We start from the raw sequence: 15,518 nt of genomic DNA, 5'->3' as shown, positions 1-15,518 counted from the left end.
AACAAACACTTTCTGGAGGAGCCAAACCCTATGACCATCCACACGAAGCCCGTCCACCTGCCGACGATCGACTTTTCCCGCTTCTACGGCGATGCCGCTGAACGCCAGAGCTTCGTCAAGGAACTGACGCGCGTCCTGCACGATCACGGCTTCTTTTATCTCACGGGCCATGGCGTGCCGCAGAGCCTGATCGATGACGTGCTGGCCGCGTCGAAACGCTTCTTCGCGCTGCCTGAAGCCGACAAGCTGGCAATCGAGATGGTGAAATCCTCACATTTCAGGGGCTATAACCGCGCCGGCTACGAGCGCACCCGTGGCGAGCAGGACTGGCGTGAACAGCTCGACATCAACACCGAAGGCGAGCCGCTGGCTTCAGGCCCGGAAACGCCATGGAACCGCCTCTTTGGCCCCAACCAGTGGCCGGAGGCGCTGCCGGAACTGAAGCCGCTTCTGCTACGCTACCAGGCGGAAGTCACCCGCATCGGCATCGACGTGCTGAAGGCCATCGCGCTGTCGCTGGGCCAGCCGGAAAACGTCTTTGCCGATATCTACGAGCCGTCGCCCTCGCAGCTCCTGAAGATCATCCGTTATCCCGGCCGCGAGGCCGCCGGCAGCGATCAGGGTGTCGGTGCGCACAAGGATGGCGGCTTCGTCACCGTGCTCCTGCAGGATACGACGCCGGGCCTGCGTATCCGCACCGAGGAGGGCGTCTGGATCGAGGCGCCACCGGTGCCCGGCACCTTCATCATCAACAGCGGTGAACTGCTGGAACTCGCCACCAACGGTTTTGTCCGCGCCGACGTGCATGACGTCGTGACGCCGCCCGCCGGCGTGGAGCGTTTCTCCGTCGCCTTCTTCCTCGGTGCCCGTTACGACGCGACGATCCCGGTCATTCCGCTTCCCGAGGAGTTGAAGCGCGGCGAGCGCGGCATCACGGTCGATCCGCTCAATCCGATCTTCCGCGAGGTGGGTATCAATCATCTGAAGAGCCGTCTGCGCTCCCATCCCGACGTGGCCGCCAAGCACCACGCCGACCTGCTTCACCTTCTGGAAAAGCCGGTCAAGGCCTGAGTAAACGACGCTGCGGCGCACATTCTAACGAGGGTCGTTCCATGCAAGGACAGGAAAACAACATTGTCTTCCTCCCCGTCGAGGATGCCGCCCGCCGCGACGTCGCCGTGCTCTGGGATACGCTGCGGCTGGAGGCGAATGCTGCCGTCCACCGCGACCATGCGCTGGCGCGGGCGATGAATTCGGCCGTGCTGATGCATGCCGGCTTCGGCCATGCGCTGTCCCATCGGCTGGCCATCAAGCTCGCCGACCATGATGTCGATCGCGACGAATTGCTGGCCCTGATCCATGGCGCCTATACGGACAGGCCGGGTCTGCTGGGGGCTGCGGCCGCCGATCTGCAGGCGGTGAAGGACCGCGACCCGAGCAACACCGAGGTGCTGACGCCCTTTCTCTATTTCAAGGGTTTTTCGGCGTTGCAGGGCTACCGCGTTGCCCATTGGCTCTGGACAAGCGGGCGCAGGCACCTTGCCCGGCACATCCAGAGCCGGATTTCGGAGGCTTTCTCCATCGATATTCACCCCGCCGCCGTCGTGGGTCGCGGCGTCATGCTCGATCACGGCAGCGGGCTGGTGATCGGCGAGACGGCGGTCGTGGAAGACGAGGTCTCGATCCTTCAGAACGTCACGCTGGGCGGCACGGGCAAGGAGACGGGCGATCGCCATCCGAAAGTGCGACGCGGCGTGCTGATCGGCGCGGGGGCAAAGATCCTCGGCAATATCGAGATCGGTATCGGCGCCAAGGTCGGCGCCGGCAGTGTCGTCGTCACAGCTGTCGCGCCCTACAGTTCCGTCGTCGGCGTGCCGGCCCGTCCGGTCGGAAAGCCGCATACGGCGCTGCCGGGGTTGACCATGGACCAGAGCCTCAGCGAACCGGAATACACCATCTGAATTTCCGGGCCTTGTTTTACCGCATTGTCCGACGCCGAAGCGATTGGAAATGCCCCAGCCTTCACCGAAAGGAACCTGCATGAGCAGCGTCATCAAGCTCGTCGAACCCAAGGAAACCGCCCATCGCATCGTCAGCGAGGACGAGGCGCTGGACGTCGCCCGCGCGCTTGCCGCCGAATTCGTCGCGGGAGCAAGCCGCCGCGACTTCGAGCGGGCGCTGCCTTATGAAGAGCTCGACCGGCTCTCCACGTCGGGCCTGCTCGCCATCACCGTGCCGGCCGAATTTGGCGGTATCGACGTGTCGAATGCGGTCCTGGCCGAGGTGACGGCGATCCTTTCGGAGGCCGACAGTTCCATCGGCCAGATCCCGCAGAACCATTTCTACATTCTCGAAGCGCTGCGGCACGATGGCAGCGAAGCGCAGAAGCGCTTCTACTTCGGCCGCGCGCTGGCGGGCGACCGCTTCGGCAATGCACTGTCCGAGGTCGGCACGAAGACGGTGGGCAACTACAATACGCGCATCACGCGCGATGGCGCGGGCTTCCGTATCAACGGCCGGAAATTCTATTCGACGGGCGTGCTCTTCGCCCACTGGGTCACGATTTTCGCGCTCGACGAGGAGGAGCGCCTGACCATGTCCTTCGCGCCGCGCGATACCGACGGCATCGAGATCGTCGATGACTGGGACGGCTTCGGCCAGCGCACCACCGGCAGCGGCACGACGATTCTGCGCGACGTCTATGTGCCGGCCGATGCAGTCGTACAGCATCAGAAGGGGTTCGAGCGTCCCGGCACGATCGGTTCGGTCGGCCAGATCATCCATGCAGGCGTGGATCTCGGCATCGCGCGGGCGGCGCTGAAGGAGACCATCGGCTATGTCCGCGACAAGGCGCGGCCCTGGACGGATAGCGGCGTGGAGCGTGCGGCGGACGATCCGCTGACCATTTCCCGCATCGGCGAGCTTGCCATCCGCATCGAGGCGGCCGAGGCGGTGCTGGAACGGGCGGGACGCAAGGTCGATTTGGCGCAGGTCAATCTCAGCCAGGAGAATTCCGTCGCCGCGACGCTCGCCGTCGCCGCCGCCAAGGTGCTGACCACGGAACTCGCCATCGACGCGACGAATGTGCTTTTCGAGCTTGCCGGCACCTCGGCCACCAAGCGCGGCCTGAACCTCGAACGCCACTGGCGCAACGCGCGCACGCATACGCTGCACGATCCGGTGCGCTGGAAGTACCACGTCGTCGGCAATTATCATCTGAACGGCGTTGCACCGCCGCGCAACGGCGCGCTCTGAAATCAACCCTCGTGGTGGGGGTGGTCGCCTGGCCGCAATCCCTCGGGATTGCGGCCCTTTTTCGAGCGGCGAAAAGTCATTTCCAAAATTAGTCCATATAAAAGATAGAATTTCTGTATTTGTGGAGGCCAGGCGTTATCGTCAGGCGCAACAGATGCCAGGAGGCATCCTCACAGACGCCGGAGACCGCCATGGCACGCCACATTCGTTTCAATGCCTTCGACATGAACTGCGTTGGCCACCAGTCGCCGGGCCTGTGGGCGCATCCGCGCGACAAATCCTTCAAATACAAGGATCTGGACTATTGGCAGGATCTTGCCCGGACGCTGGAGCGCGGCGTCTTCGACGGCATCTTCATTGCCGACGTCATCGGCTATTACGACGTCTACAAGGGCTCGAACTATCACGCGATCCATCAGGCGGCGCAGATTCCGGTCAATGATCCGCTGCAGCTGGCGGCCCCTATCGCGCTTGCCACGAAACATCTCGGCATCGGCATCACGGCCTCCACCTCCTTCGAGCATCCCTATACGTTCGCGCGGCGCCTTGCGACGGCGGATCATCATTCCAAGGGTCGCGTCGGCTGGAACATCGTGACGTCCTATCTGGAGAGCGGAGCGAAGAATGTCGGGCAGGGCGGGCTTCGCCGGCATGACAACCGCTACGAGGTTGCCACCGAATATGTCGAAGTGCTCTACAAGCTGCTGGAAGGCTCCTGGGAAGAGGGCGCTGTCGTGCGCGATGGCGACAATCGCATTTTCACCAATCCGGAAAAGGTTCACGAGATCGCCCACAAGGGCAAGTTCTTCGAGGTGCCGGGCTATGGCCTGACCGAACCGTCGCCGCAGCGCACGCCCGTACTCTACCAGGCCGGCGCTTCCGGTCCGGGCAAGGCTTTCGCGGCCGGACATGCCGAATGCATCTTCGTCGCGGCACCCACGAAATCCGTGCTGAAGGCCTATGTCGCCGATATCCGCCAGCGCATCGCCGCCGCCGGACGCGACCCGAAAAAGGTCTACATCTACACCCTCGTCACCGTCATCACCGACGAGACCGAGGAGAAGGCGCAAAAGAAGTTCGAGGACTACAAGAGCTACGTTTCCTACGACGGCTCGCTCACCTTCATGTCCGGCTGGAGCGGTATCGATTTCGGTCAATATGCCCCGACGGATGTGGTGGAAAAGATCGAGACCAACGCCATCCATTCCTTCGTCGAGCACATAGCCGGCGGCGACAAGTCGTGGACCATCGACGAGCTGGCACAGTTCGGCGGTATCGGCGGCATGGGGCCGGTCTTCGTCGGATCGCCGGAGCGCATTGCCGACATTCTTCAGGAATGGGTCGAAGATACCGATGTCGATGGCTTCAATCTCGCCTACGCCGTGACGCCTGACAGTTTCGAGGATGTCGTCGCCCATATCGTGCCGGAATTGCAGAAGCGCGGCGCCTATCCGACGGCCTACAAGGAAGGTACATTGCGCGAAAAGCTTTTCGGAGACGGGCCGTACCTGCCAAAGACCCATCCGGCCGATGGCTACCGCGATATCGAGGCGGTGAAGCGGCGCGAGGCAGAGGCCGTGCCGGCGCTGAAATCGGTCGGTGCCTGAGATGGTGGGAAACCGCCGGAGCTGAACCATGGTTGCGCCTGTGACGACCCAATCCACCAAGCGCCCCACCGTCGCCATCGTTGGCGGCGGTTTTTCGGGGGCGGCGCTTGCCTATCACCTCGCGCGGATTCTTCCGAACGGGGCCGCAAGGATCGTGATCTACGAACCGCGCGCCATCCTCGGCGGTGGCCTGGCCTACGACACCGACGAGCCCGTCCACCGTATCAACGTGCCGGCCGCGCGCATGACGCTTGTTCCCGGTGACGACGAGCATTTCCAGCGCTGGCTCCTCGAAACCGATGCCCTGAAGGACGATGCGCAAGCAATGACGGCGGACGGGCACATCTTTGCCCGCCGCTCTGATTTCGGACGCTACGTCGCAGCACAGCTTCAGCCCTTGCTTGATGGTGGCGTGATAGAGCACCGCCGAAGCCTTGTTCGAGCCGTTGAGAAAAGTGGGGCAGGCTGGCGCCTCGAGGCCGAGGACGGCGCGGCGTTGCAAGCCGATATCGCCGTTCTCGCCGCCACCCATCCGAGCCCACAGGCGCCCGGTGTCCTTACCCGCGTACTGGCCGATCATCCGCGCTATGTGCCGGACGCCACGGCATTGGGCGCCTTGTCCGGCATCCGGCCGGAGGATCGCGTGCTCGTCGTGGGTGCGGGATTGACGGCAGCCGATGTGATCGCCGCGCTGGAGGCGTCCGGCCACACCGGTCCGATCACCGCCATTTCCCGCCGCGGTCTGCGTTCGCGTGGCCATAACCTCTCTCCGCAGGATCCCTTTGGTGATTTCACCTTGCCGCCGGCACGATCAGCGCGTGCGCTGTTGCGCCGTGTGCGAGAGACGCTTGAGGATGCCGAGGCGTCTGGTGTGACGTGGCATGCGGTCTTCGACCGTTTGCGCGGGCAAGGCCGGGATATTTGGCAGGCCTTACCGGTCATCGAGCGACGCCGGCTGGTGCGCCTCTTGCGCGCCCACTGGGATGTGCACCGCTTCCGCATCGCGCCGCAGGTGGAGGCTGCCATCGAGCGCGGGATTGCCGAGGGCAGGCTTGCCTTCCACGCCGCGTCGATTGCCGACGTCCAGCGAGAGGCGGACGATACGATCCGCGTCCGGTTCCGGCTGCGCCATGGGCGGGGTGTGGTCGATGGCCGGTACGACGCCGTCGTGGTGACGACGGGGCCGGGGCACGGCGGCATCCTGTCGAGCCAGCCGTTTCTCGCCGGGCTCGGCAAGGCGGGCGTGCTGCAAGCGGATGGCGTCGGTCTCGGACTTGCTGTCGACCGGCGAAGCCATGCCATTGGGGTAGAAGGAGCGGCGGAAACGTTTTACATTGCGGGGCCACTCGCACGTGGAACCTTTGGTGAATTGATGGGCCTGCCACAGGTGACGGAGCATGCCGTCTTCGTTGCCGAGAACGTGGCGCGCGATATTGCCGCTCGGCAAATCGAACGGAGTTCCGCGGAGGTTCTGGCCGCACTCTCGCTGGCAACGGCATGAAGAAAAAGGCCCGCTTTCGCGGGCCTTTGCATCAGGTCTAACGGATAGCCGCCAATCAGCCGATCGCCATCAGGCTGGCATTGCCGCCGGCCGCTGCCGTGTTGATCGAGGTCGAGACCTCCTCAAGCAGCCAGTTGAGGCAATAGGCGTCCGGATCGCTCAGCAGTTCCTCGCTCGTCGCGGCCTGTACCAGCACCAGCGGGCCGGGCAGGGCGGCGATCTTGCGGTTGACGGCGCGGACGGCCTCCGCATCGCCCTCCACCAGCGCACCGGCGAACGGACCGTCCTTGGCCCAGTCGGTCGTCCACGAAAGGCGGGCGGCGACGGAGGCGGGCAGGTCGGCGAGGACGGGCTTCAGCGCTGCGGCATTGTCGATGACGAGCATGTTACCCGTGGCAAGGCCCGCGGCGACCTGGCGCAGCAGGCCGGCTTCCGTCTCCGGCACGAGGAGAACGTTGCCGCGCGCATGCAGCGCATAGAGGTTGCGTTCGCCGACGGGGCCGGCGAGTTCGCGCACGAGGCCGAGCGCCGAGCGGTTGGCGAAGCTGCGGGCGGTCTCACCTTCCGCAGCCTTGCCCTTGCGGTCGAGCCAGGAGATGAAGTCGCGCAGCGCCTGGTCGGTATGCACCGAATCCTGCTGCGGCGGCACCGGGGCCTTCTGCACGAGACGGCCGATATAGAGCGGGCCGCCCGCCTTGGGGCCGGTGCCCGAAAGGCCGCGTCCGCCGAAGGGCTGCACGCCGACCACGGCACCGATGATGTTGCGGTTCACATAGAGATTGCCCGCCTTGATGCGGCTGGTGACATGCGCGATCGTCTCGTCGAGGCGCGTGTGCAGGCCGAAGGTCAGGCCATAGCCCGAGGCGTTGATGTCGTCGATCAGCCGGTCAAGGTCGGCGCGGCGGAAGCGGATGACATGCAGCACGGGGCCGAAGACCTCGCGCTGGAGGTCGGAGAGCTTCTTGATCTCGATGATGGTCGGCGCAACGAAGGTGCCGTGCTCGGCGGAAGCCGGCAGCGGCAGCTGCTCGACCTTGTTGCCGAGGCCGCGCATGCGCTCGATATGCCCGACGATGTTGTCGCGTGCTTCACCGGTGATGACGGGGCCGATATCGACATTCAGGCTGTCTGTGCGGCCGAGCGTCAGTTCCTGCAAGGCACCCTTCAGCATGGCGAGCGTGCGGTCGGCGACGTCGTCCTGCAGGCAGAGTACGCGCAGCGCCGAGCAGCGCTGGCCGGCGCTGTCGAAGGAGGAGGCGATGACGTCGGCGACGACCTGTTCGGCAAGAGCCGAGGAATCGACGATCATGCCGTTCTGGCCGCCGGTTTCGGCGATCAGCGGGATCGGCTTGCCACCCACCGAAAGACGTTCGGCAAGCTGCGCCTGGATCAGGCGGGCGACTTCCGTCGAGCCGGTGAACATCACGCCGGCCGTCTTGTCGGCGCCGACGAGGGCGGCACCCAGGCTGCCGCCGCCGGGCGTGAACTGCAATGCACCGACGGGAACGCCCGCCTCGTGCAGGATCTTCACGCTTTCATAGGCGACGATGGGCGTCTCCTCGGCCGGCTTCGCAATGACCGGATTGCCGGCGACGAGCGCTGCGGCGACCTGGCCGGTGAAGATGGCGAGCGGGAAGTTCCAGGGGCTGATGCAGACGATCGGGCCGAGCGGCAGATGCGAGGGCCCAAGTGTGCGGCGGGCCTGTTCGGCATAGTAGCGCAGGAAGTCGATGGCTTCGCGCACTTCGCCGATGGCGTTGGCGGCGGACTTGCCGGCTTCGCGCATGATGACGCCCATCAGCGGTTCGATGCGGGCCTGCATGATGTCTGCGGCGCGGTCGAGGCAGGCGGCGCGGTCAGCGGGCGAGACGGCGGACCAGCTCGCGACGCTGTCGGCGGCCATGGCGACGATGCGGGCGGCATCCTCGGCCTTCGCCTCGGTGACGCTACCGACGACGTCGCGGTGGTCAGCGGGGTTCAGAACGTCCTGCGTATCGCCGGCGGCGCTGCCATCGGCGAGAACCGGAACGGCGTGCCATTGCTTGGCGGCCGTGCCGGCCAATTCGGCCGAGAGCTCGACGAGCGTTTCTTCATTCGAAAGATCGAGACCGGCGGAGTTTTTGCGCGAGGCGCCGAAGAGGCCGTCGGGCAGGGCGATCTGGTCATGCTGCGCGCCGACGACGGGCATGGACGCGACGATCTCGACCGGGTCGGCGATCAGCGACTCCACCGAGACCTTCGGGTCGGAGATGCGGTTGACGAAGGAGGAGTTCGCACCGTTTTCGAGCAGGCGGCGTACGAGATAGGCGAGCAGCGTCTCATGGGTGCCGACAGGCGCATAGATGCGGCAGGGCCGGTCGAGCTTGTCCTTGCCGACGACCTCGTCATAAAGCGGCTCACCCATGCCGTGCAGGCACTGGAACTCGTATTTGCCGACGGCGAAGTCCGGGCCGGCGAGCTGGTAGATGGTGGCCAGGCTCTGGGCGTTGTGGGTGGCGAACTGCGGGAAGATCGCATCCGGCGCGGCGAGCAGTTTTCGCGCGCAGGCGACGTAAGCGACGTCGGTGTAGATCTTGCGCGTATAGACCGGGAAACCTTCCAGGCCGTCGAGCTGGGCGCGCTTGATCTCGGCGTCCCAATAGGCGCCCTTGACGAGGCGCACCATGACGCGGCGGCCGGAGCGGCGGGCGAGGTCGATGATGAAATCGAGCACGAAGGGGCAGCGCTTGCCATAGGCCTGCACGACGAAGCCGAGGCCGTTCCAGCCCTTCAGAGCCTCGTCGAAGCACAGGCTTTCGAGCAGGTCGAGCGACAGTTCCAGCCGGTCGGCTTCCTCGGCGTCGATATTGAGGCCGATATCGTAGCTCTTGGCGAGTGCAGCGAGCTTGATCACTTTCGGCAGCAGCTCGCCCATGACGCGGGCGGTCTGCGCGCGGACATAGCGCGGATGCAGGGCCGAGAGCTTGATGGAGATGCCGGGACCGTTGTAGATGCCGCGGCCGCCCGAGGCCTTGCCGATGGCGTGGATGGCGTTCTCGTAGTCGCGGTAGTAGCGCTCGGCATCCGCCGAGGTCGTGGCGGCCTCGCCGAGCATGTCGTAGGAATAGCGGAAACCGCGCGCTTCGAGCGGCTTGGAACGCTTCAGCGCCTCCTCGATGGTCTCGCCGGTGACGAACTGCTCGCCCATCATGCGCATCGCCATGTCGACGCCGCGACGGATGACCGGCTCGCCAGCGCGAGCGATCAGGCGCGTCAGGGCTGCGGAAAGGCCGCGGTCGTTGACGGTGGAGGTGAGCTTGCCGGTGACGACAAGGCCCCAGGTCGCGGCATTGACGAAGAGCGACTTGCCGCCGCCGATATGGGAGGTCCAGTCACCCTCGGCGATCTTGTCGCGGATCAGCGCGTCGCGCGTGTCGGTGTCGGGAATGCGCAGCAGCGCCTCGGCCAGGCACATCAGCGCCACGCCTTCCTGGCTCGACAGCGAATATTCCTGCACCAGACCCTCGACGCCGGTGCCCTTGTGCTTGGCGCGCAGCGCCTCGATCAGCGTGCGGGCGGTGCTGCGGATGTCGTAGCGCTCGCGCTCGGAAACACGGGCTGCCGCGACCAGCGGCGGCAGGCATTCGGTCTCGGGGCGGCGATAGGCGGCCGTGATCGCTTTGCGCAACTCGTTCTGCGGGCGGATCGGTGGGGCGAAATCGGCGAAGGGGGCGGAGGATGCGTCTGCGGGATTCTGCATGGAAGGACCTATGAGAAGCGGTTCGGTGTCTGAAGGGATCAGCGGATGAAGGCGGGGGCAGGCTTGTCCCAGACCGGGACATCATCGAACTCCGACGCGCCTTGGAGCATCAAACGCTCTCGGGCGCTTTCGGACCGTTCCGCCCTGATGCTGCAGGCCGCCACGACGGCGCGGATGGCGAGCGGCTTGTAGTGGCGGATGAAATCCGCGGGCATGCTATCATCGAAGCTCTTGTCTTGCACCAGATCCCCCTGTCGTTCGGCGCGGGAACGCCGCCTGTGCCGGTGCGCCTCAACGGCGCCCGGTCTCGTGCGTTCATTCCTGGAAGCTGGTTGCAATTGATATCATAAGGCGCGAAAAACGAATGGACTTCATATTGCCTGTATTTAGACTATATGGGTCTATTTTTCGTCATATGGAGGTCGATTTGACTGATAGTTCGCAGCTTGATGGGTCGTTGGATGCCTTCGACCGAAAAATCCTCGAAGAACTCGGGGAAAACGGCCGCATCTCCGTCGCGGAGCTCGCGGAGAAGGTCGGTCTATCCAAGACGCCGTGTCAGAATCGCTTCAAGCGATTGCTTGCGGAAGGCTTCATTCAGGGCTTCAAGGCGATCCTCAATCCATCGAAGATGAACCTCGACCATATCGCTTTCGCCGAAGTGAAGCTGACCAACACGCATGAGGCGGCGCTGACCAGCTTCAACAATGCGGTTAAGAAGATCCGGGAAGTGGAGGAGTGCCACATGATTGCGGGGCGCTTCGACTATCTCCTGAAAATCCGCACGCGCGACATCAAGAAATACCGGCTGGTTCTGGGCGAGCGGATTTCCAACCTGCCCTATGTCGCCAACACGTCCACCAACGTGGTGATGGAGATGGTGAAGGAGCGCGGCTAGAGCAATTCCGGTTCACCGGAATTGCTCTAGCCTCTTGGTTTTGTCGCATTGTCCGACGCCGAAGCGATGCCGCTTCGGCTGGAAATGCTCTAGCCAAAAACCTCGCGCGCTTCGGCTTTTGCAGCCAGCAGGCTTTCGAGAATCATCTTTTCGGAAAAGACGTGGCGGCGCAGACTTTCCTGGAAGCCGCCGAGCATGCGCGAGACGGTCTCGGGCGAAAGCCCGCAGCGGCCATCCGCGACGGCCTTGAGGGTGAGGGAGAGTTCTTCCGCCGCAAGTCGGTCGCAGCGGTGTTCGGCCTTCAGCCGCTCGATGGTCATGGCGGCGAAGCACGAGCCGGCGTGACGGTCGAAATCGGGGAAGAGAAGATGCTCTTCCAGATCGTGAACGGCTTTCAGGAGCGGCGGAACGGCCTCGGCAAGTCCGCGCAATTCTTCGGCGCTGCCGGGGTCGCCTGCAGCTTCTTCGAGCCGCAGGCAGAGGTCCAACAGGTTGCCGTGCAGGGTTTCGAGCCGGCCGATATCGGCGGCGGCAAGGGTTGGGCCGTTCATTCCGCTCCCTCCTATTGGCCGAAGAACAATACGGCGGCGATGACGACGGAGGCGCCGACGGCCGAGAGCGTTCCGGCGCCCTGAAGCACGCCCATGCGATAGAGCATCAGGGCAAAGCCGATGATGACGGGGGCCGCGACGACGAGGCCGATCTGCGCGTCGGTCATGAGACCATCCTTTCCTTTGTCGCCATCCTGCCGCGCCTGCGCTCGCCGATCTTTGTGCAGGCGCAAAGAAGGCGGCGGCCCGGCCCGCTAGAAAGGGCCATGGCGACTACGGATGATCTCAGCATGGCGGTGACGAAGACGCAGGGCGGCGAGGGCGGCAGCCTGCTTTTGTGGATTCTGGTCTGGAGCGAGCTTGCCGCCTTCGGCGTGCTGCTCGTCGCCTTCATGGTCGTGACGATGCTGGACCCGGAGGGGGCGGCGCTGTTCCGCACGCATCTCCATCCGGGCCTTGCGGCTGCGAACACCATCATCCTCGTGCTGAGTGGCTGGCAGGCGGCGCTGGCGGTGCGGCTCGGCGCCGAGGGGAGGGCCGTCCGCCGTCCCCTCGTGCTGGCGGCCCTGCTCGGCCTTTGCTTCGCGGCCGTGAAGGCTTTCGAATATACGCTGGAGATCCGCTCCGGCGTCGGCGATCTCGGCACGCTCGCCGAACTCTATTTTCTCGTCACCGGCTTCCACCTGCTGCATGTCGTCTTCGGCGCGGCGATCCTGCTTCTCGTCGCCTGGCGGCCTTCGCGCGCCAATGTCGTGATGATCGCGACGCTCTGGCACGCGATCGATCTCGTCTGGCTCGTCATGTTCCCCATCGTCTATCTCACCTGAGGATATCTGGATGACCCGACAGGCCCGCGAACAGTTTTTCGCCACCCTCGCCATGCTGCTGACGCTCGCCGCCGGTGGCGCTTTCGTCGGCGGCCTCTCTGGTGGATTGCTGGTTCCCATCACGGCGGTGCTGGTCATGGCCTATGCCAAGGGGCGTTTCATCGTGCTCGATTTCATGGAACTGCGCGCAAGCCGCGGCGTCCTGAAGTCGGCGCTGCTTGCCTGGCCGGCGGTTCTCCTTTCTCTCGCGCTCGTTCGCGCCATCACCGTTTCGCTTATCGGCTGACGAACCGTTCCGCTCTTTGCCTGCGCGCAAAGAAGCCTTTTGTCCCGGCGCTAGAACAGAAGCGTCCCGCATCGCCGGCGAGGGGATCGCCGGCAACCGTAACAGCGGGGTTTGACGCCGGATGCCAAAGGGTTTCCGGCCAAGGAAAGGACCAGGGGATGGCAGAGCGCCTAACCAAGACCGGGGCCCGCAACGTCTTCTATGGCGGGTCCATCTTCTTCTTCACGATCTTCGTGGGACTGACCGCCCACTCGCATTACTACATGCGCACGGTCTCCACCGACGAGACGACGCTGACCGACAGCGTCGCGCGCGGCAAACATGTCTGGGAAAAGAACGCCTGTATCAACTGCCACACGCTGCTCGGCGAAGGCGCTTATTTCGCGCCCGAGCTCGGCAATGTGTGGAAGCGCTATGGCGGCGTGGAAGACCCGGAGGGCGCACGCGAGGCGCTGAAGGCCTGGATGGCCGCCCAGCCGAGCGGCGCGGAAGGCCGGCGGCAGATGCCGCAGTTCAACCTTACCGAACAGGAGGTCAACGACCTCGCCGACTTCCTCGAATGGACGAGCAAGATCAAGACCCAGAACTGGCCGCCGAACGACGCCGGCTGACCGATTGCGCTCAGGAGACACGACATGAAATATCAAACGCAAAAGGTCGCGATGCTGTATTTTTACGGCGCGCTCGGCCTGTTCCTCGCCCAGGTGCTCTTCGGCGTCGTGGCCGGCACGATCTACGTGCTGCCCAACACGCTGTCTGAACTCCTGCCTTTCAATATCGTGCGCATGATCCACACCAATGCGCTCGTCGTCTGGCTGCTCATGGGCTTCATGGGCGCCACCTATTACATGATCCCCGAGGAGACCGAGACGGAGCTTTACAGCCCCAAGCTCGCAGTCGCGCAGTTCTGGATGTTCTTCGTGGCTGCGGGCCTGACGGTCGTCGGCTACATGTTCCGCATCCATGAGGGCCGCGAATTCCTCGAGCAGACCTTCATCGCCAAGGTCGGCATCGTCGTGGTCGTGCTGATGTTCCTGTTTAACATCACCATGACGGCGCTGAAGGGCCGCAAGACCACGGTCATCAACATCCTGCTCTTCGGCCTGTGGGGCCTGGCGCTCTTCTTCCTCTTCGCCTTCTACAATCCGATCAACCTGGCGCTTGACAAGATGTACTGGTGGTACGTCATCCATCTGTGGGTCGAGGGCGTGTGGGAGCTGATCATGGCGTCGGTTCTCGCCTTCCTGATGATCAAGCTCAACGGCATCGACCGCGAGGTCGTGGAAAAGTGGCTCTATGTCATCGTCGGCCTGGCACTCTTCTCGGGCATTCTCGGCACCGGCCACCACTATTATTGGATCGGCGCGCCGGGCTACTGGCAGTGGATCGGCTCGCTGTTCTCGACGCTGGAAGTGGCGCCCTTCTTCACCATGGTCATCTTCACCTTCGTGATGACCTGGAAGGCCGGCCGCAACCATCCGAACAAGGCGGCCCTGCTGTGGTCGATCGGCTGCTCGGTCATGGCCTTCTTCGGCGCGGGCGTCTGGGGCTTCCTGCACACCCTGTCGTCGGTGAACTACTATAGCCACGGCACGCAGATGACCGCCGCCCACGGGCACCTCGCCTTCTTCGGTGCCTATGTGATGCTGAACCTCGCCATGATGGCCTATGCCATTCCGGAAATCCGTGGCCGCCAGCCCTACAACCAGTGGCTCTCGATCGTCAGCTTCTGGATCATGTGCACCGCGATGTCGGTCATGACCTTCGCGCTCACCTTCGCGGGCGTCGTGCAGATCCATCTCCAGCGCGTGCTCGGCGAAAGCTTCATGGACGTGCAGGATCAGCTTGCGCTGTTCTACTGGGTCCGCCTCGGCTCGGGCGTGGTCGTGCTCGTCTCGGCGCTGATGTTCATCTGGGCCGTGCTGGTGCCTGGCCGCGAGCGTACCGACAGCCTTACCCGGATGGTCCAGCCGGCCGAGTGAGTGCTGGCCGGCCCCGTCATCCCACGGGGCCGGCACCTTTCTTCCTCTATAGACTTGGAGATCGACATGAACGTGATGCTCAAGGCCATCAGTGCCGACATTCCCGCCTACAGCCCCTCCGGCAATGAATGCGACCTGTTCGAAAAGGCCTGGGTGCGCCAGCTTCCACTCCTCCTGAAAGGCCCGACCGGCTGCGGCAAGACCCGCTTCGTCAGCCATATGGCCGCAAAGCTCAACCTGCCGCTCTCGACGGTGTCCTGCCACGACGATCTCTCGGCCGCCGACCTCACCGGCCGCTACCTGCTGAAAGGCGGCGATACGGTCTGGGTCGATGGCCCTCTGACGCGCGCCGTGCGCGAGGGCGGCGTGTGTTATCTCGACGAGATCGTCGAGGCCCGCAAGGACGTCGCCGTCGTGCTGCATCCGCTGACTGACGACCGGCGCATCCTGCCGCTGGAGCGCACCGGCGAGGTGCTGGAAGCCCCGCCCGGCTTCATGCTCGTCGTCTCCTACAATCCCGGCTACCAGAACCTCCTGAAGGCCCTAAAACCCTCCACCCGCCAGCGCTTCCTCGCCATCGAGTTCGATTTCCTGCCGAAGGCGGAAGAGATCGCCGTCGTCGCCACCGAAAGCGGGCTGGACGAGGCGCGTGTCGCGCCGCTCGTTGCATTGGCGCATCGCCTGCGCGCGCTGAAGGGGCATGACCTCGAAGAGGGCGTTTCAACGCGCCTGCTCGTCTATTGCGCCTGCCTCATCGATAGCGGCATGGGCGTGCGCGCGGCCGTGCGCGCGGCGATGATCGAGCCTTTGACCGACGAGCCGGACGTGCGCGCCGCCCTTCTCGAAATCGCCGATGCGATGATCCGGTGAGG

15 protein-coding genes are annotated in these 15,518 nt (G+C 64.3%); 11 read left to right on the top strand and 4 right to left on the bottom strand.

Going from position 1 to position 15,518, the window contains the following annotated elements; genetic code table 11:
• The first annotated feature begins 30 nt into the window (after positions 1-30).
• The 5 genes from MUO32_RS13790 (at position 31) to MUO32_RS13770 (ending at position 6,363) form a co-directional block, all read left to right on the top strand.
• Positions 31-1,071, top strand: coding sequence for an isopenicillin N synthase family oxygenase (locus MUO32_RS13790; protein ID WP_257948880.1), 1,041 nt, complete (start codon positions 31-33; stop codon positions 1,069-1,071).
• Positions 1,072-1,112: 41 nt separating this feature from the next.
• Complete coding sequence (gene cysE / locus MUO32_RS13785) at positions 1,113-1,961, top strand: serine O-acetyltransferase (RefSeq protein ID WP_257948879.1); 849 nt, start codon at positions 1,113-1,115, stop codon at positions 1,959-1,961.
• 79 nt (positions 1,962-2,040) lie between these two features.
• Positions 2,041-3,255, top strand: coding sequence for an SfnB family sulfur acquisition oxidoreductase (locus MUO32_RS13780; RefSeq protein WP_257948878.1), 1,215 nt, complete (start codon positions 2,041-2,043; stop codon positions 3,253-3,255).
• A gap of 191 nt (positions 3,256-3,446) precedes the next feature.
• On the top strand, positions 3,447-4,862 hold the full coding sequence (locus MUO32_RS13775; protein WP_257948876.1) for an LLM class flavin-dependent oxidoreductase: 1,416 nt from the start codon (positions 3,447-3,449) through the stop codon (positions 4,860-4,862).
• 28 nt (positions 4,863-4,890) lie between these two features.
• Positions 4,891-6,363 carry an FAD/NAD(P)-binding protein gene (locus MUO32_RS13770; protein WP_257948875.1) on the top strand — a complete coding sequence of 491 codons (1,473 nt, stop codon included), beginning with the start codon at positions 4,891-4,893 and terminating at the stop codon, positions 6,361-6,363.
• Positions 6,364-6,418: 55 nt separating this feature from the next.
• Here the strand turns inward: MUO32_RS13770 and putA are convergent, their stop codons facing one another.
• Complete coding sequence (gene putA / locus MUO32_RS13765; protein WP_257948873.1) at positions 6,419-10,102, bottom strand: trifunctional transcriptional regulator/proline dehydrogenase/L-glutamate gamma-semialdehyde dehydrogenase; 3,684 nt, start codon at positions 10,100-10,102, stop codon at positions 6,419-6,421.
• Between the two features lie 38 nt (positions 10,103-10,140).
• Positions 10,141-10,317: a hypothetical protein gene (locus MUO32_RS13760; RefSeq protein WP_257948871.1), complete on the bottom strand. Its 177-nt coding sequence runs from the start codon at positions 10,315-10,317 to the stop codon at positions 10,141-10,143.
• Positions 10,318-10,517: 200 nt separating this feature from the next.
• Between MUO32_RS13760 and MUO32_RS13755 the strand changes: the two genes are divergently transcribed.
• Positions 10,518-11,000: an Lrp/AsnC family transcriptional regulator gene (locus MUO32_RS13755; RefSeq protein WP_374708644.1), complete on the top strand. Its 483-nt coding sequence runs from the start codon at positions 10,518-10,520 to the stop codon at positions 10,998-11,000.
• Positions 11,001-11,089: 89 nt separating this feature from the next.
• Here the strand turns inward: MUO32_RS13755 and MUO32_RS13750 are convergent, their stop codons facing one another.
• The gene (locus tag MUO32_RS13750) at positions 11,090-11,551 is read right to left on the bottom strand and encodes a hemerythrin domain-containing protein (protein WP_257948868.1); all 462 of its coding nucleotides are present in this window, start codon (positions 11,549-11,551) and stop codon (positions 11,090-11,092) included.
• 11 nt (positions 11,552-11,562) lie between these two features.
• Positions 11,563-11,718: a hypothetical protein gene (locus MUO32_RS13745; RefSeq protein ID WP_257948867.1), complete on the bottom strand. Its 156-nt coding sequence runs from the start codon at positions 11,716-11,718 to the stop codon at positions 11,563-11,565.
• Between the two features lie 99 nt (positions 11,719-11,817).
• On the opposite strand from MUO32_RS13745, the gene MUO32_RS13740 reads away from it, so the two are divergent.
• The 5 genes from MUO32_RS13740 (at position 11,818) to MUO32_RS13720 (ending at position 15,516) form a co-directional block, all read left to right on the top strand.
• Entirely contained in the window at positions 11,818-12,378 is a 561-nt protein-coding gene (locus MUO32_RS13740) for a cytochrome c oxidase subunit 3 (protein ID WP_257948866.1), read from the top strand.
• Positions 12,379-12,388: 10 nt separating this feature from the next.
• Positions 12,389-12,664, top strand: coding sequence for a cytochrome C oxidase subunit IV family protein (locus tag MUO32_RS13735; protein WP_257948865.1), 276 nt, complete (start codon positions 12,389-12,391; stop codon positions 12,662-12,664).
• 158 nt (positions 12,665-12,822) lie between these two features.
• Entirely contained in the window at positions 12,823-13,275 is a 453-nt protein-coding gene (locus MUO32_RS13730) for a cytochrome c (protein WP_160862022.1), read from the top strand.
• A 24-nt stretch (positions 13,276-13,299) separates the two neighbouring features.
• Positions 13,300-14,646: a nitric-oxide reductase large subunit gene (locus tag MUO32_RS13725; protein WP_244762834.1), complete on the top strand. Its 1,347-nt coding sequence runs from the start codon at positions 13,300-13,302 to the stop codon at positions 14,644-14,646.
• A 66-nt stretch (positions 14,647-14,712) separates the two neighbouring features.
• On the top strand, positions 14,713-15,516 hold the full coding sequence (locus tag MUO32_RS13720; protein ID WP_257948864.1) for a CbbQ/NirQ/NorQ/GpvN family protein: 804 nt from the start codon (positions 14,713-14,715) through the stop codon (positions 15,514-15,516).
• Positions 15,517-15,518: the final 2 nt, after the last annotated feature.

The sequence above is a fragment of the Shinella sp. CPCC 101442 genome (assembly GCF_024704725.1).
Lineage (GTDB): Bacteria > Pseudomonadota > Alphaproteobacteria > Rhizobiales > Rhizobiaceae > Shinella.
The sequence above is the reverse complement of the archived record's forward strand: the minus strand, read 5'-3'. Positions and strand labels throughout refer to the sequence as shown.